Here is a 16,359-nt window from a genome sequence, read left to right as displayed (position 1 = left end):
AGAATGAGTTTGTTGACCCCGATGCTGCGCAGCAGTCCGCTCACCGACTGGTTCAGCGACGCGCAGCGGGTGCAGGGCATGCTGGATTTTGAAGCGGCGCTGGCCCAGGCGCAGGCCGCCTGCGGGATGGTGCCGGCGGCGGCGGTCGGGCCGATTGTCGCGGCCTGCCGCCACGAGGCGATCGATTTTACCGCCCTGGGCGAGGCGGCTGTGGGGGCGGGTAATCTGGCGATCCCGCTGGTGAAACAGCTGACGGCCCAGGTAAAAGCACGGGATCCAAACGCCGCGCGCTACGTTCACTGGGGCGCCACCAGTCAGGATGCTATCGACACCGGGCTGGTGCTCCAGCTGCGCGGGGCGCTGGATGCCGCCGAGCAACTGCTTGAGCGACTGTTGGCGGCCCTCGCCGGGCAGGCCGACCGTCATTGCCACAGCGTGATGCCGGGCCGGACCTGGATGCAGCATGCGCTGCCGGTGACCTTTGGTCTGAAGCTGGCGGGCACTCTCGACGCGCTGCTGCGCTGGCAGCAGCGGCTGCGGGAGATGCGTCCGCGTCTGCTGGTGCTGCAGTTCGGCGGCGCCGCGGGGACCCTGGACGCGCTGAAAGCGCAAGGACCGGCGGTTGGCCAGGCGCTGGCGCAGAACCTCGGTCTGTCGCTGCCGGATACCCCGTGGCACAGCCAGCGCGATCGGCTGCTGGAGGCAGGCGCCTGGTTCGCTGGCGTCTGCGGCACCCTGGGGAAATTCGCTAACGACTTCTCCCTGCTGATGCAGACCGAAGTGGCTGAGGTGGGCGAGCCGGTAGCGGAAGGGCGCGGCGGCTCGTCGACGATGCCGCATAAGCGCAATCCGGTGGCCTGCGCGGCGATCCTGACCGCCGCCCAGCGCACCCCGGGTCTGATGGCCACCCTCTACGCCTGCCAGATTCAGCAGCACGAGCGGGCGCTGGGCGGCTGGCAGGCGGAGTGGGAGACCCTGCCAGAGCTGATTACCCTGGTGGGCGGGGCGCTGGCGCAAAGCGAGGCGCTGGTGCGCGACATGCAGGTCTTCCCGCAAAAGATGCGCGCCGACCTCGATATCACCCACGGGCTGATCATGGCTGAGGCGGTGACCCTGGCGCTGGCGGAATGCATCGGCAAAGCTGAGGCGCACCATCATATTGAGGTGCTGTGCCGTCAGGCGCTGGACCGCCACCGCCCGCTGGTCGATCTGCTCGCGGCAGACCCGCAGGTTAGTCAGTATCTCTCCCGCGAACGCTTAACCACGCTGCTGGACCCGGCAACGGCGACCGGCAGCGCCGAACGCTTTGTGCGCCAGGTGCTGGCGCGTTATCAGGAGCAACATGATGAATCTTGATTATCAACTCGACGGACCGGAAGGTGCGCCGGTTATCGTTCTCTCCAACTCGCTGGGTACCACCCGGGCGATGTGGCAGCCGCAGATAGAGGCGTTAACCGCCCATTTCCGGGTGCTGCGCTACGACACCCACGGCCACGGTAAAACGACGAAAAATGGCAAAGTGACCCTCGCCCAGCTGGGGGAAGATGTGATTGCGCTGCTCGATCATCTGAATATCGACCGCGCCTGGTTCTGCGGGATCTCGATGGGCGGTCTGACCGGTCTGTGGCTGGGCCGCTTTGCGCCAGAGCGTTTTTATGGTCTTGCCGTCGCGAACACCGCGGCGCGCATCGGCGATCAGGCCAGCTGGCTGTCGCGGGCGCGGGCGGTACGCCAGGAGGGAATGGCGGTGGTGGCCGCCGGGGCGGCAGATCGCTGGTTCACCCACGCGTTTCGCCAGAAGGCGCCGGAGGTGGTGGAAGCCCTGTGTCACCAGCTGACCCATACCGACGCCGAAGGCTATGCCGCCTGCTGTGAGGCGCTGGCCGCCGCCGACCTGCGGGGCGAAGTAGGGCAGATCCCGCTGCCGACGTTAATCATTGCCGGGGAAAGTGACCCTGTCACCACGGTCGGTGACGCTAATTTCCTGCAGCAGCAGATCCCCGCCTCCCAGGTGGTAGTTCTGCCGGCATCGCATCTGTCAAACATTGAGGCGGCGAAAAGCTTTACTTCAGCGCTGCTGAGCTTTTTCCAGGGAGAACGCCATGGAGGATAAACAGCGCTATCAGGACGGGTTGGCGGTGCGGCGCAAAGTACTGGGCGACGCCCACGTCGACCGTACGCTGCAGCATCTGACGCCGTTGAACGAAGAGTTTCAGGACTTTATCACCCGCTACGCCTGGGGTGAGACCTGGACCCGTCCGGGGCTCGACCACCACACCCGCAGTATGATCACCATTGCCATGCTGATTGCTCTCAATCGCGAGGCGGAGCTGAAGATGCATCTGCGCGCGTCGTTTAACAACGGGGTGACCCGCGATGAGCTGAAAGAGTTGATCATGCACTCTGCGCTGTACTGCGGACTGCCGGCGGCCAATGCCACGATGCATCTGGCGCAGCAGGTGTTTGACGACATTGACGCCGCGCAGGGTTGAGTCGTCGTCCAGGTCGAATTGCCCGGCAGTCGTTGTCGGCCGGGTAAGGAACAGACGCCACCCGGCGGAAATGCCGCTACGTTATCCATTATTTCTTACCCTCCTGCGGCGCGACGGCTGGGGCATCGTCCCGGTCGACCCGAGGGTCAGCATCAACCCGGGAAAGGGAATTATTGTTATTTTTCAGCATTCAAGGGACGACTTGTCGTTGAGCATAGCCGGGCAGGAAGTGAATTCAAGCTGGGGCGGCGCGGGCATAAAAAAAGCCGTCACCTGAACGGCGACGGCCTGCTGTTAGCGCCAGAGGGGGGCGTTAGCCGTGCTGTTTACAGCCGGCGCACTGCTTGTTCTGGATCTGCTGGAAGAAATCGTTACCTTTATCATCGACGAGAATAAACGCCGGGAAATCTTCCACTTCGATTTTCCAGATCGCCTCCATCCCCAGTTCCGGATACGCCACGCACTCAAGGCTCTTGATGCTCTGTTGCGCCAGCACCGCCGCCGGGCCGCCGATGCTGCCGAGGTAGAAGCCGCCGTGTTTGTGGCAGGCGTCGGTGACCTGCTGGCTGCGGTTGCCTTTCGCCAGCATCACCATGCTCGCGCCATGGGACTGCAGCAGATCGACGTAAGAGTCCATGCGGCCTGCGGTGGTCGGGCCGAGGGAGCCGGAGGCGTAACCGGCAGGCGTTTTGGCCGGGCCGGCGTAGTAGATCGGATGATCTTTCACGTACTGCGGCAGTTCCTCGCCATTATCGATAAGCTCTTTCAGCTTGGCGTGGGCGATATCGCGGGCGACGATAATAGTGCCGTTGAGACTCAGGCGGGTGGAAACCGGATGGGCGGACAGTTGCGCCAGGATCTCGCTCATCGGCTGATTAAGGTTGATGCTGACCACCTTGCCTTCGCCCTGCTGACGCAGATGTTCAGGGATATATTTTCCTGGATTGCTCTCCAGTTTCTCAATCCAGATACCGTCGCGGTTGATTTTGGCTTTGATGTTGCGGTCGGCGGAGCAGGAGACGCCCATGCCGATCGGACAGGAGGCGCCGTGGCGCGGCAGGCGGATCACCCGGATATCGTGGGCGAAGTATTTGCCGCCGAACTGCGCGCCGAGGCCGAGGTTTTGCGCTTCCTGCAGCAGTTCCTGCTCAAGCTGCACATCGCGGAACGCCTGACCGTGCTCGTTGCCTTCAATCGGCAGGCCGTCGTAGTAGCGGGTGGAGGCCAGCTTGACGGTTTTCAGCGTCGCTTCCGCCGAGGTGCCGCCGATGACAAAGGCGATATGGTACGGCGGGCAGGCCGCCGTGCCGAGGGTACGCATCTTCTCCACCAGATAGTTTTTCAGCTTCGCCGGGGTGATCAGCGCTTTGGTTTCCTGATAGAGATAGGTTTTATTGGCGGAACCGCCGCCTTTCGCCATGCACAGGAATTTATATTCGTCGCCCTCGACGCTGTAGAGATCGATCTGCGCCGGCAGGTTGGTGCCGGTGTTGACCTCTTTATACATATCCAGCGGGGCGTTCTGCGAGTAACGCAGGTTATCTTCGGTATAGGTGTTGTACACGCCCTGCGCCAGGGCGGCTTCGTCGCCGCCGCCGGTCCAGACGCGCTGGCCTTTTTTACCCATGATGATGGCGGTGCCGGTGTCCTGGCAGGTGGGCAGAATGCCTTTGGCGGCGATTTCCGAGTTGCGCAGGAACTGCAGGGCGACATATTTATCGTTATCGCTGGCCTCCGGGTCGAGCAGAATCGACGCGACCTGCTGCTGATGGGAGACGCGCAGCATAAAGGCGGCGTCGTGGAAGGCCTGCTGCGCCAGCAGGGTCAGCGCCTGCGGTTCCACTTTCAGCACTTCCTGGCCGTCAAATTCGGCGACGGAGACGTGCGCTTTGCTGAGCAGATAGTATTCGGTATCGTCGTGCGCCAGCGGGAACGGATCCTGATAAACAAACGGTTTAGTCGACATAATCACTTACTCCATAAAGATAAAACCGCCGGGGTGGTCCCGGCGGTTATGAATCAGAACATCATGGACATCCACGGATAGCCAATCAGCAGCAGGGCGGCCAGGAAGATGGCGCCAAAGATGGTGCCGAGGCGCCAGTAATCTTTGGTCGGCAGATAGCCGCTGCCGTAGTAGATCGGGCTTGGGCCGGTACCGTACGGGGTGATGATCCCCATCACGCCCAGCGAGGTCACCATCAGCAGAACGAACACTTCCATATTCATCCCCGGGATGGTGGCGGCGATGGTCAGCATGGCCGGCAGCAGCGCGGTAGTGTGCGCGGTGGTGCTGGCAAACAGATAGTGCAGCAGGTAGAACGCCAGCAGCAGGACGATGGTCGCCATCCCCGGGGAGATACCGCTCATCAGCGCGCCGCCCTCTTTACCCAGCCAGGCGATAAAGCCGGTAGAGGAGAGGCCGTCGGCCAGCGCCACCAGGGTGGCGAACCAGACAAAGGTGTTCCACGCCGCTTTGTTGTTGGTGATATCGCTCCAGGAGAGCACGCCGGTCCACAGCATCAGCACGATAACCAGCAGGGCGGCCAGAGCCGGTTCAATCCAGTCGGCGGCGAAGATCCACATCATCAGCGCGAAGCAGACGAACACCAGCAGCAGGATCTCATTGCGCGACAGTTTGCCCAGTTTTTCCAGTTCACGAGCGGCCCACAGCGGCACTTCGTTATTGACTTTCACTTCCGGCGGGTAGAACCAGTAGGCCAGCAGCGGCATGGTCAGGATCAGCAGTACGCCAAGCGGCAGGAAGGCGATGAACCAGGTGCCCCAGGAGATGTTGATACCGACGATGCTTTTTACCAGCGCCAGCGCCAGCAGGTTCGGCGCCAGTGCCGACAGGAACATCGAGCTGGTGATACAGGCGGCAGTGATCGCTACCCACATCAGATAGGAACCGATTTTACGCGCGCTCGGATCGTTTGGTTTTGAACCGTACAGCGGCGGCAGGTTGGCGATAATCGGGTAGATGGTGCCCCCGCTGCGCGCGGTATTCGACGGCGTAAACGGCGCCAGCAGCAGATCCGCGAAGGTGATGGCGTAGCCCAGCGTCAGGCTGCGACGGCCGAGATATTTCACCAGAATCAGCGCCAGGCGGCGGCCGAACTGGGTTTTATCGTAGCCGGCGGCGAACATAAAGGCGCCGAAGATAAGCCACACGGTGGAGTTGCCGAAGCCGCTCACCGCCCACTTAAAGGAGGCGCCGGCCATTTTGAAGCCAGGTGCGGCCATCTGTTCCGGACTGAACAGCAGCCACTGACTGCACAGGGCGATGACCACCACGCCGGTGATGCCGATAACGGCGCCAGGCAGTGGTTCAAAAATCAACCCGACGATCACCCCGACGAAGATAGCGAAGTAGTGCCAGGCGTACGGCGGCAGGCCGTCCGGGACCGGGACGAAGAGTAACAGCACGGCAACGATAATTGGCAGCGCCATCATCAGGAGACGTTTTTTATTCGCAGTCGTTGGATTGACTGCACCGGCAGGCGGTATGGTTGTCTTTTTCTCTTTCATAATGAGTATCTGCAAGTTGTTGAAAATAACGTTTACGCCAGCGATGCGCTCAGTGGTTTCTTTAATTACAAAAGTTTCTTTAGTTTTTATTTTGCGTTTCTGAGTATCGTTGGGGCGATTATTTAACGCGATTTGATGGGCGTTAAATTAAATTTATTGGTTATTTATATATTGCGCTTTCAATGGCCGTTGCAATTGATCAAGATCAAGAAAAGCAGGTGATTTCACTATTTTTTTATTATCAGTATAACCCTATGTGATGAGGTGTTATTTTGGCGAAAATATCGGTAAATGTTAAAATAAAAATAAGCAATTAATGCTAATTTTTTCCATTTGTTTTGTAAGTTGCTGAATAATAACTGTAATGTTCGCGAGTTTGGTTGTTGTGAATGTTAACGTAAGTATCTGAAATGTTATCGTTCATTTGTATTATGTAAATGCTATTTATTATTTTAATAATACAATAGAGGTAGCGATGTTATTGCTGGGGTTAAATAGTTTTATAACTAACGTAATTGATTTAGTAACTAAAAAACCCGTTATATTATTGGCATGACAACAGGAATTAAAAAACCACAACCATTAATGATTCCGTCACCCCATTCTGAATTTTTAATATTTTAAAATCTGGAGCGTAACTTATGACCAGTAACGAACGAATTCTGCAGCCATTTACTTTACCAAATGGTACGGAGCTGAAAAACCGTTTGCTCATGGCGCCGATGACCACCTGCACCGGTTATTTCGATGGGACTGTCACCAGCGAGCTGGTGGAATACTATCGCGCTCGCGCCGGCAGCATCGGCACCATTATTGTCGAGTGCTGCTTTATTGATGACTACGGCCTGGCCTTCCCGGGTGCTATCGGTATCGATAACGATGAAAAAATCGCCGGCCTGGCGAAAATCGCCGAAGCGATTAAAGCGGAAGGTTCGAAAGCGATTCTGCAGATCTATCACGGCGGCCGCATGGTCGACCCGCAGCTGATCGGCGGTCGCCAGCCGGTGGCGCCGAGCGCTATCGCCGCCCCGCGTGAGGGCGCCGCGATGCCGCGGGCGCTGAGCGGAGACGAAGTGGAAGGCATGATCGCCAAGTTTGGCGATGGGGTCCGTCGCGCTATCCTCGCCGGTTTCGACGGGGTCGAAATTCACGGGGCTAACACCTATCTCATTCAGCAGTTCTATTCGCCGAACTCCAACCAGCGCGACGATGAGTGGGGCGGTAGCCGCGACAATCGCGCTCGTTTCCCGCTGGCGGTGCTCGACATCACCCATAAAATGGCCCGCCAGTACGCTGACGATGCCTTTATCATCGGTTACCGCTTCTCGCCGGAAGAGATGGAGGTCCCGGGGATCCGCTTCGACGACACCATGTATCTGCTGGAAAAACTGGCCGCCCGCGGCGTCGATTATCTGCACTTCTCGGTGGGCGCGACTCTGCGTCCCTCTATCGTTGATACCTGCGACCCAACGCCGCTGATTGAGAAATACTGCGCCATGCGCTCTGACACTCTGGCTCAGGTGCCGGTGATGGGCGTCGGCGGGGTGGTTAACGTCGCCGATGCCGAGCTGGGCCTCGATCACGGCTATGACCTGATCGCCGTGGGCCGCGCCTGCATCGCCTATCCGGACTGGGCGGCTCGTATCGCCGCGGGTGAAGAGCTGGAGCTGTTTATCGACAGCACCCAGCGCGAGGCGCTGCACATTCCGGAACCGCTGTGGCGCTTCTCGCTGGTGGAAGCGATGATCCGCGACATGAGCATGGGCGACGCCAAATTTAAGCCGGGGATGTTTGTTGAAACCGTTCAGGATGACGCCAATGAGCTGGTGATCAACGTCAGCCTCGAAAATGACCATATCGCCGATATCGAACTGGCGGCGAGCCCGGTGCAGACCGTGGAGTTCACCTCCAGCTTCGAAGAGATCCGCGAACGTATTCTGACCGCCAATACCCCGCACGTAGACGCTATTTCCGGGGCCACCAGCCAGAGCGAGGCGGTGAAAAAAGCGGTCGCCAAAGCGATGCTGAAATCGAGCAAAGCGCTGGCGGCGGAAGAGGGCGGCAATGACGCCGCGCCGAAAAGCTATGATGTGGTGGTGGTCGGCAGCGGCGGCGCCGGTCTGGCGGCCGCCATTCAGGCTCACGACGAAGGCGCCAGCGTGCTGATCGTCGAGAAAATGCCGACCATTGGCGGGAATACCATCAAGGCTTCCGCCGGGATGAACGCCGCGGAGACCCGCTTCCAGCGCGTGAAAGGCATTCAGGACAGCAAAGAGCTGTTCTATCAGGAAACCCTGAAAGGCGGGCACAATAAAAACAACCCGCAGCTGCTGCGCCGCTTCGTGGAGAATGCCCCGCAAGCCATTGAATGGCTGGCTGACCGCGGCATTATGCTCAACGATATCACCACCACCGGCGGGATGAGCATTGACCGCACCCACCGTCCGCGCGACGGGTCAGCGGTCGGCGGCTATCTGATTAGCGGCCTGGTGCGCAACATCACCAAACGCGGCATCGACGTCCTGCTGGATACCTCGGTGGAAGAGATCCTGATGAGCGGCGATGAAGTCAGCGGCGTGCGTCTGAGCAACGACGAAAACGAGATCATTGAAGTCCAGAGCAAAAGCATTGTGGTGGCCACCGGCGGCTTCAGCGCCAACAGCGCGATGGTGGTGAAGTATCGTCCTGACCTCGAAGGCTTCGTCACCACCAACCACAAAGGGGCCACCGGGAGCGGTATCGCGCTGCTGGAGCGTATCGGCGCCGACACGGTGGATATGGGCGAAATTCAAATTCACCCGACCGTTGAACAGCAGACCTCCTATCTGATTTCCGAGTCGATTCGCGGCGGTGGGGCGATCCTCGTCAACCAGCAGGGTAACCGCTTCTTCAACGAAATGGAGACCCGCGATAAAGTCTCCGCGGCGATTATCGCCCTGCCGGAACACTATGCGTACATCGTCTTTGACGAACATGTACGGGCGAAAAACAAAGCCGCCGATGAGTACATCGCCAAAGGCTTCGTCACCAGCGCCAGCTCGCCGCGTGAACTGGCGGAGAAACTGGGGATGGATTACCATGCCTTCCTCGCCACCCTCGAGTGCTACAACGGGGCGGTGGAAAAACAGCATGATGAACAGTTTGGCCGGACCACCGCGCTGCGCGCGCCGATTAACGAAGGTCCGTTCCACGCCATTCGTATCGCCCCGGGGGTGCACCACACCATGGGCGGCGTGACCATTAACACCGATGGCGAAGTGCTGAACGTTGCCCGGCAGCCGATCCGCGGCGCCTACGCCGCCGGTGAGGTGGTTGGCGGGATCCACGGCGGCAACCGTATCGGGGGTAACGCGGTGGCGGATATCATCATCTTCGGCACCCTCGCGGGCCACCAGGCGGCGAAACGCGCCAGAGGATAACACGCCATTGTTGATGCCGGGCCGGCGCTGTCGCCGCCCGGCTTACCCCTACTAAGGAGAGCCCGATGTCTGATAACCGCGTCTATAGCTACTCCGCCGTTCTGATGGGTTCTCCCATCCTGCTCAAACTCTGCTCCCATGATGAGGCGCTGGCCTCCCGCGTATTTCAGTTAATCAAGCGCTACGAAGATCTGCTTACCGTTAACCGCGCCGAGTCCCAGGTGATGGATATCAACCACGCCGCCGGACGTCACCCGGTGACCGTCAGCCGCCCGGTCTTTCAGCTCATTCAGTGCGCCAAAGCCGCCAGCATGGTGCGCGACAGCGCCTTTAACCTCGCGATTGGGCCGCTGGTGAAGCTGTGGCGGATTGGCTTTCAGGGACACAGCGTGCCTGACGCCGGCGAAATCAGGGCCCGGCTGGCGCTGACCCGCCCGCAGGAGGTGATCCTTGATGAGGCAACCTGCAGCGTGTTTCTTCAGCAGCCGGGGATGGAGCTGGATCTTGGGGCGATCGCCAAAGGCTATATCGCTGACCGGGTGCGTGATTATCTGCGTCAGCAGCAGGTGGAAAGGGCGCTGATCAACCTCGGCGGCAATGTGCATACCCTCGGCGAATGGGCTATTGGCCTGAAAAAACCGTTTGCCGATGCGCAGGCGCTGATCGGCTCCCTGACGGTCAACGGACAGTCGGTAGTCACCTCGGGCACCTACGAACGTTATTTCGAGCAGGACGGCAAGCGCTGGCACCATATTCTCGACCCGCGCAGCGGTTACCCGCTGGACAACGAACTCGACAGCGTCACGGTGATTTCCAGCGATTCTTTAGACGGCGATATCTGGACCACGCTGCTGTTCGGCCTCGGCGTCGAGAAAGGCTGCGCAGCGTTGCGTCAGCGGCAGGATATCGACGCGATTTTCGTCACCAAAAATCGCGACATTATACTGTCATCGCCGCAGCGCTTGCGCTTTGCGTCGCTGGACAGCGGCTACCGCGTTACTGACTGTACTGCTTAAGCAAACTGTACTGTTCGGCCACCAGGCGGTAGCGATAGACCGGCCGCCCGGTGGCGCCGTAGTGGATAGTGGTATAGAGAATATTGATCTGCGCCAGCCAGATCAGATACTTGCGGCAAGAAACGCGGGAGATATTCACCGCCGCCGCCAGCTCATCGGTAGAGAATTCAACGTCCGGGTGAGCGTCAATCCACTGGCACAGGGTGCGCAGTGTTTGCGCGGTGAGCCCCTTGGGCAGCTTGCGCGCGTCGCTGGCCTCCGGCGCGCCGCCGTGCAGCAGGCGGTCAACGTCGGCCTGCTCGTAATAGGGTTGGCCGGTTATCAGCTTGCGCTTCTCCCGCCAGGTGGTGAGCGCCTCTTCAAAACGGGGAAACTGGAAAGGTTTAATCAGATAATCGACCACTCCGTAATGCATGGCGGTCTGCACCGTGGCGGCATCCGCCGCCGAGGTGATCATGATGACATCGATGGCGCGCCCCGATTTACGGATAGTCGGCAGCAGATCGAGCCCGCTGTCCTGCTGCATATAGACATCCAGCAGCACCAGATCGATCTCCAGCTGCGGATCGTTAATCATCTCCCGGGCTTGACTGAGCGTCGAGGCGCTCCCGCTGCAACGAAAGCCGGGAACCCTTGCCACGTACAGGCGATTCAGTTCGGCCACCATGGCATCATCGTCAACAATCAACACATTTATCACGCACGTTTCCTTTTACTATCCCAGGGGAGATGAACAAAAAATTGGGTAAATACGCCGGGTTCCGACTCGACGGCGAGGGTGCCGCCCAGCTCGCGTAATTGCTGGTTGGCGAGAAACAGCCCGACGCCGCGATTCTCGCCTTTGGTGGAGAAGCCTTTGTTAAAGATAGCGTCGATGTTGTTTTCCGGGATCCCCGGCCCGTCGTCGCTCACTTCACCGCTTAGCCAGCCGTCCTGATAGTGCAGCAGCAGGCCGATTTCGCCCTCCGCCTGACCGCTCATGGCGTCCAGCGCGTTCTCGATAAGGTTGCCCAGCACCGTCACCAGCACGGTGACCTGCTTCTCATTCGGGCAATCCGGCACCAGGCTCTCTTCCGCCAGCTTAAGGGTAAAGCCGCACTCGGTGGCGCGCTGCATTTTACTTATCAGAAAGCCGGCCACCACCGGGGATTTAATGCGGTGCTGAATATCGCCGATGTCCGCCTGGTAGCGGTGGGCGGTCTGCAGCACGTACTCCTCGAGTTTGCCATAGCTTTTCATATTCAGCAGGCCGAGGATCACGTGCAGTTTGTTCATGAACTCATGAGAGGTGGTGCGCAGGGCATCCACATAGCTCATCATGCCGTCCAGCCGCTGCAGCAGCTGGCTGACTTCGGTCTTATCGCGGAAGGTACAGATGGCGCCGACCACCGCCTCCTGGCTGCGGATAGGCACCGTGTTGCTGATGAGCAACAGGCCATTGCACCCCAGCTCGCGGTCGTACATCGGCTCGCCGCTATGCAAAACCGTCTGCAGGTCGGCGAGCAGCGGGGTATGCGCGAGGGTCTTGTCCGGCCCGGAAAAGAGTATCTCGCGCGCCGCCGGATTGATCAGGTTAACCTCACCATGGGCATCGACGGCCACCACCCCCTCCTTGAGGGCGTGAAGCATGGCCTGACGCTGCTGAAACTGAGTGGAGATTTCGTGCGGCTCCAGCCCCAGCAGGACGCGCTTCAGGCCGCGCACCAGGCTCCAGGTGCCGATGGCGCAGACCAGCGCGCTGAACAGGATGGTCAGCAGCACGTCCCAGCGGCTGTTGGCGATCTGCTCGTCCACTTTACTCAGCGAAATGCCGACCACCACCACGCCAATCTGCTGATGCTGGTCGTTGAACACCGGGGTAAACACTCGCAGCGCCGGGGCCAGCACCCCGTGGTTAATGGCCACGTTCTCTTTTCCCTGCAGCGTCGGCTGGATATCGTGGCCGATGAAGCGTTTGCCAATAATTGAGCTGTCCGGATGCGAATAGCGAATACCGTGCATATCGGTGACGATAGCGTACAGCAGGTCGTTGCGCCGGGTGATGGCCTGCGCCAGCGGCTGAATAATCTGCTGCTGCGGCGGCGCCGCCAGTCCGCGCTTCACCTGCGGCATATCAGCCATGGTACGCGCCACCGCCAGCGCGGTCTCTTTCAGGCCGTCGCGGGTGGCATTGCTGATCTGCATATACCACAGGGCATAGACCAGCAGCAGCACGGCGCCGATCACGCTGCCAATCATCAAGGAGACGGCGGTGCTCAGCTTTAGCGGTAAGGCGCGTTGACGAACGCGAGGCGGGTGCTCTGATGCCTTCATGACGATCCCGGATAGATTCAGTGAACGATTATTATCGCTGATAGCGCGGCATTCATAAAGCCGTGTAATCAAAGCAAAAGGCCGCTTTTGCTACGGTAGCCTCGGCCCGACCACGATAAACTGTCGCTTTTCGCCACAGGCTTAAGGCAGACATGATGGAACTGGCATCTCTGGTCCGGGATATCCTCCGGCAACAGCACGTTGAACGACTGACGCAGCATCGTCAACAGGACCGTGAAGCGGAAGCAGAGTGGGAGATCGCGCGCTGGCGGCATCGCAGCGGGGTGGTGATCCAGCACCGCTACGAGCTCGAGCTTCCGCAACAGGATGCCGCCTCCTGCCCGGAGTGCTGGATCGACTGGCTGGTTATCGACAGCGCCGGCCTGGAGGTGAAGCCAATGCGCAAACAATTTTATAACCTCTGTCAGCAATCCTTCTGGCTGGCCATGCAGGCGGAAGGCGAAGATAAGACCTGATACAGGATTGCTCAGATAATCGGCAATTGCCCGTGAACGGGCGATCGGGACGGTAAACTGTGACCCCGACGGCGGTAAAGCGCGGAAGATTCCCCTTATAGTGGCGACAGAGGTTAAATAGTCCTGATGAATATAAGGATATGCATCAGGCCGCTGATTTCGCCGAGATGCGCTTTTTCTGTCGTAAATGGAGGTTGTTATGAGCAGTTCGCTAACCGCGTCAATGCAGGCACGTCGTCACCCGGATACCACCCACATCGATCGCCTCGCCACCGCCGACATGCTGGCGATGCTGCATCAGGATGATAAGCAGATATCGGAGGCGGTCGGCGCCTGTCTGCCGGATATCGCCCGGTTGATTGATATCGCCACCGCGACAATGAGCCGGGGAGGGCGTCTGGTCATTATCGGCGCTGGGGAATCAGGCCGCACGGCAGTCCAGGCGGTCAGCGACTACTCTCCGGAAGGCAAACACGCGCTGGTGGGGCTGATTGCCGGTGGCCAGACGGCGGCGATGGCCGAGCGGGAGACGGCGGCGAATAATTACGATCTTGGCGCCTTCGAGCTGCAGTCGCTGGACTTTTCCAGCCACGATATGCTGCTGGCGCTGACCGTTAGCGGCAAGACCCCGTGGGTCTGGGGGGCGATGCGCCACGCCTGGTCGCTGGGGGCCCCGATCGCGGTGGTGACCCAGCAGGCGGCCAGCGAGGCGGCGCAGCTGGCGGATATTGTTATTGCTCCGCAGACCGGGCCGGAAGCGGTGGCGGGCTTGACCAATCCGAAGGCCCGGCTGGCCCAGCGGCAGATCCTTAACATGGTGTCGACGGGCCTCGCTATCCGTGACGGCCGGGTGTACAGCAACCTGCGGGTGGATCTGCAGGCTGACACTCCGCACTGGGCGGAGCGGCAGGTGGCGATTGTCATGGCGGCCACCGACTGCACGCGCAGCGAAGCAAAAGCCGCGCTGACCAGCTGCCACCACCATTGCCGCACCGCGATCCTGATGCTGCTCAGCGGGCTGGACGCCTGGCACGCGCGGGAGCTGCTGACCAAACATCACGATCATCTGCGTCTTGCCCTGCGCGAAGCCCAGCGCAGCGCTGTCACTCCCGCCCATTAAGCCTGTCGCCAGGCGCGCACCAACGGTGTGCGCGTCTGGACTTTATTAACTAAAGAAACCCCTCTTTTCTATTTTCCCCGGCAATCGCGCTGAATTTTCAGCGATAATTTTACGGCGACTTTTATTTTTGCGTCGTTCTGATTTTTTAAGTTAAATAATTATTTGATTAAAAATGCGAGAGTGTAAATGATATTTTAAAATAAAGTAAAAGTGCGTTAATATGCTGCCTCTTATTACCGTGTGCTACGTGATAATTCTATTATGCCTGCAATGAAAAAAACGATTATTTCCTTTACCGCATTAGCGATGTTCGTCAGCGCGGCGACGCATGCTGAAGCGGATACCTCTAAAAAAACTGACTTCCTGCTGATTGGCGGCGGGATCATGAGCGCCTCGCTTGGCACGTGGCTGCAGGCGCTGCAGCCGGACTGGGACCTGACGATGGTGGAGAAACTGGACGGCGTGGCCCTGGAATCTTCCAACGGCTGGAATAACGCCGGTACCGGCCACTCGGCGAATATGGAGCTGAACTATACGCCGGAGCGGGCCGACGGATCGATTGACGTCAGCAAAGCGCTGGATATTAACGAACAGTTTATGATCTCCCGTCAGTTCTGGTCGGCACAGGTGAAGCGCGGTATTTTGCACGATCCGCACTCCTTTATTAATTCCACGCCGCATATGAGTTTCGTCTGGGGCGATAATGTTGATTATCTGCAAAAGCGTTATAACGCGCTGCAGCAGACCACCTTATTCCAGGGAATGAAATTCTCCACCGATCACGCGCAAATTAAACAGTGGGCGCCGTTGGTGATGGAAGGCCGCGATCCGCAGCAAAAAGTGGCTGCCACCTGGACGCCGGTCGGTACCGACGTGAACTACGGCGAAATTACCCGGCAGCTGATCGGCAGCCTGAAGAAAAACAGCCATTTCACCCTGCAAACCTCCTCTGAGGTCACCGATTTCAAACGCAATGCCGATAACTCCTGGCACGTGACCATTAAGAACGTGCAGAGCGGGGAAGCGCAGACTATTGACGCGAAATACGTCTTTATCGGCGCCGGCGGCGGCGCGCTGAAGCTGCTGCAGAAAACCGGTATTCCGGAAGCGGACAACTATGCTGGCTTCCCGGTGGGCGGTTCGTTCCTGATGACCGAGAACCCGGCGGTCACCGCGCAGCACCTCGAGAAAGTGTATGGCCAGGCTTCGGTCGGCGCGCCGCCGATGTCGGTACCGCACCTTGACGCCCGCTACCTGGATGGCAAGCGCGTGGTGCTGTTTGGGCCGTTCGCCACCTTCTCGACCAAGTTCCTGAAAAACGGTTCCTTCTTCGACCTGTTGAGCACCACCACCACTGACAACGTGCTGCCGATGACCCACGTCGGACTCGATAACTTCGACCTGGTGAAATATCTCGTCAGCCAGGTGATGCTCAGCGATGATGACCGCTTCGCCGCGCTGAAAGAGTACTACCCGGACGCGCGTAAAGAGGACTGGAAGCTGATCCAGGCCGGCCAGCGCGTGCAGATCATTAAGAAAGACGCAGAGAAGGGCGGCGTGCTGAAACTGGGCACCGAAGTGGTGGTCGATCAGCAGAAAACCATTTCCGCGCTGCTCGGCGCGTCGCCAGGGGCTTCCACCGCTGCGCCGATCACCCTCAATGTGCTCAAGCAGATGTTCCCGACGCAGTTTAACTCGCCGGAGTGGCAGACCCGTATCCACCAGATCGTGCCGAGCTACGGCCAGAAGCTGAACGGTAACGTGGCGCTGACCCAGCAGGTTTGGGATGATACCGCCGCGACCCTGCAGCTGACGAAACCGCCGGTGATCCAGATGCCAGCGGCTGCGCCCACCGCGACCGCGAAGCCGGCTGAGCCGCAGCGCGACGCCTCGCCGCAGCACGATATGGCGCTGTAAAAGCAAACTCGATAGAGAACAAAAGGGAAGACCACGGTCTTCCCTTTTTTGCGTTCCTTGCCGGCCTAAGCCGCT

12 protein-coding genes are annotated in these 16,359 nt (G+C 59.3%); 8 read left to right on the top strand and 4 right to left on the bottom strand.

The genetic code is table 11. The features are described 5' to 3' along the window. The first annotated feature begins 3 nt into the window (after nucleotides 1-3). The 3 genes from ABLX76_RS20855 to pcaC are packed head-to-tail and all read left to right on the top strand — an operon-like array spanning nucleotide 4 to nucleotide 2,492. Nucleotides 4-1,356: a 3-carboxy-cis,cis-muconate cycloisomerase gene (locus ABLX76_RS20855; RefSeq protein WP_065882276.1), complete on the top strand. Its 1,353-nt coding sequence runs from the start codon at nucleotides 4-6 to the stop codon at nucleotides 1,354-1,356. Beyond that, nucleotides 1,346-2,113, top strand: a complete 768-nt coding sequence (pcaD, locus tag ABLX76_RS20850; RefSeq protein ID WP_080901503.1) for a 3-oxoadipate enol-lactonase — start codon at nucleotides 1,346-1,348, stop codon at nucleotides 2,111-2,113. The genes ABLX76_RS20855 and pcaD overlap by 11 nt, the downstream gene beginning before the upstream one ends. After that, nucleotides 2,103-2,492: a 4-carboxymuconolactone decarboxylase gene (gene pcaC, locus ABLX76_RS20845; RefSeq protein WP_023289519.1), complete on the top strand. Its 390-nt coding sequence runs from the start codon at nucleotides 2,103-2,105 to the stop codon at nucleotides 2,490-2,492. The genes pcaD and pcaC overlap by 11 nt, the downstream gene beginning before the upstream one ends. A gap of 313 nt (nucleotides 2,493-2,805) precedes the next feature. Here the strand turns inward: pcaC and fumA are convergent, their stop codons facing one another. Together fumA and ABLX76_RS20835 are read right to left on the bottom strand one after the other, a co-directional pair. Next, the gene (gene fumA, locus ABLX76_RS20840) at nucleotides 2,806-4,458 is read right to left on the bottom strand and encodes a class I fumarate hydratase FumA (RefSeq protein WP_348875223.1); all 1,653 of its coding nucleotides are present in this window, start codon (nucleotides 4,456-4,458) and stop codon (nucleotides 2,806-2,808) included. 53 nt (nucleotides 4,459-4,511) lie between these two features. Continuing rightward, nucleotides 4,512-6,023 carry an anion permease gene (locus tag ABLX76_RS20835; RefSeq protein ID WP_049092623.1) on the bottom strand — a complete coding sequence of 504 codons (1,512 nt, stop codon included), beginning with the start codon at nucleotides 6,021-6,023 and terminating at the stop codon, nucleotides 4,512-4,514. A 641-nt stretch (nucleotides 6,024-6,664) separates the two neighbouring features. Between ABLX76_RS20835 and ABLX76_RS20830 the strand changes: the two genes are divergently transcribed. Further along, on the top strand, nucleotides 6,665-9,442 hold the full coding sequence (locus ABLX76_RS20830) for a flavocytochrome c (protein ID WP_348875222.1): 2,778 nt from the start codon (nucleotides 6,665-6,667) through the stop codon (nucleotides 9,440-9,442). 65 nt (nucleotides 9,443-9,507) lie between these two features. Then, entirely contained in the window at nucleotides 9,508-10,458 is a 951-nt protein-coding gene (locus ABLX76_RS20825) for an FAD:protein FMN transferase (RefSeq protein WP_023289523.1), read from the top strand. On the opposite strand, the gene dcuR is transcribed toward ABLX76_RS20825, so the two are convergent. Further along, nucleotides 10,439-11,158, bottom strand: coding sequence for a two-component system response regulator DcuR (dcuR, locus tag ABLX76_RS20820; protein ID WP_023289524.1), 720 nt, complete (start codon nucleotides 11,156-11,158; stop codon nucleotides 10,439-10,441). The two genes, ABLX76_RS20825 and dcuR, sit on opposite strands and share 20 nt — an antisense overlap. Next, nucleotides 11,155-12,771, bottom strand: a complete 1,617-nt coding sequence (locus ABLX76_RS20815; RefSeq protein ID WP_086076207.1) for a sensor histidine kinase — start codon at nucleotides 12,769-12,771, stop codon at nucleotides 11,155-11,157. Before ABLX76_RS20815 ends, dcuR begins: the two co-directional genes overlap by 4 nt. 155 nt (nucleotides 12,772-12,926) lie before the next feature. Between ABLX76_RS20815 and ABLX76_RS20810 the strand changes: the two genes are divergently transcribed. The 3 genes from ABLX76_RS20810 (at nucleotide 12,927) to mqo (ending at nucleotide 16,284) form a co-directional block, all read left to right on the top strand. Next, nucleotides 12,927-13,247 (top strand): hypothetical protein, encoded by a 321-nt coding sequence (locus ABLX76_RS20810; protein WP_065882290.1) that lies wholly within the window; start codon nucleotides 12,927-12,929, stop codon nucleotides 13,245-13,247. Nucleotides 13,248-13,446: 199 nt separating this feature from the next. Then, nucleotides 13,447-14,367, top strand: a complete 921-nt coding sequence (locus ABLX76_RS20805) for an N-acetylmuramic acid 6-phosphate etherase (RefSeq protein WP_023289527.1) — start codon at nucleotides 13,447-13,449, stop codon at nucleotides 14,365-14,367. Nucleotides 14,368-14,673: 306 nt separating this feature from the next. Further along, a complete protein-coding gene (gene mqo, locus ABLX76_RS20800; protein ID WP_236947715.1) occupies nucleotides 14,674-16,284 on the top strand; it encodes a malate dehydrogenase (quinone) in 1,611 nt (536 codons plus the stop codon). The last annotated feature ends 75 nt before the right edge of the window (nucleotides 16,285-16,359 follow it).

The sequence above is a fragment of the Klebsiella sp. JB_Kp004 genome, from assembly GCF_040065795.1.
In the GTDB taxonomy this organism is placed as follows: Bacteria; Pseudomonadota; Gammaproteobacteria; order Enterobacterales; family Enterobacteriaceae; genus Klebsiella; species Klebsiella quasipneumoniae.
Note: the sequence above shows the minus strand (reverse complement) of the source record. Positions and strands in the feature narration are given on the sequence as shown.

Excerpts from the sequence above, each read along its gene's own strand:
- ABLX76_RS20855 (WP_065882276.1), top strand. The coding sequence starts at position 4 with ATGAGTTTGTTGACCCCGATGCTGCGCAGCAGTCCGCTCACCGACTGG.
- pcaD (WP_080901503.1), top strand. The coding sequence starts at position 1,346 with ATGAATCTTGATTATCAACTCGACGGACCGGAAGGTGCGCCGGTTATC.
- pcaC (WP_023289519.1), top strand. The coding sequence starts at position 2,103 with ATGGAGGATAAACAGCGCTATCAGGACGGGTTGGCGGTGCGGCGCAAA.
- fumA (WP_348875223.1), bottom strand. The coding sequence starts at position 4,458 with ATGTCGACTAAACCGTTTGTTTATCAGGATCCGTTCCCGCTGGCGCAC.
- ABLX76_RS20835 (WP_049092623.1), bottom strand. The coding sequence starts at position 6,023 with ATGAAAGAGAAAAAGACAACCATACCGCCTGCCGGTGCAGTCAATCCA.
- ABLX76_RS20830 (WP_348875222.1), top strand. The coding sequence starts at position 6,665 with ATGACCAGTAACGAACGAATTCTGCAGCCATTTACTTTACCAAATGGT.
- ABLX76_RS20825 (WP_023289523.1), top strand. The coding sequence starts at position 9,508 with ATGTCTGATAACCGCGTCTATAGCTACTCCGCCGTTCTGATGGGTTCT.
- ABLX76_RS20815 (WP_086076207.1), bottom strand. The coding sequence starts at position 12,771 with ATGAAGGCATCAGAGCACCCGCCTCGCGTTCGTCAACGCGCCTTACCG.
- ABLX76_RS20810 (WP_065882290.1), top strand. The coding sequence starts at position 12,927 with ATGGAACTGGCATCTCTGGTCCGGGATATCCTCCGGCAACAGCACGTT.
- ABLX76_RS20805 (WP_023289527.1), top strand. The coding sequence starts at position 13,447 with ATGAGCAGTTCGCTAACCGCGTCAATGCAGGCACGTCGTCACCCGGAT.
- mqo (WP_236947715.1), top strand. The coding sequence starts at position 14,674 with ATGTTCGTCAGCGCGGCGACGCATGCTGAAGCGGATACCTCTAAAAAA.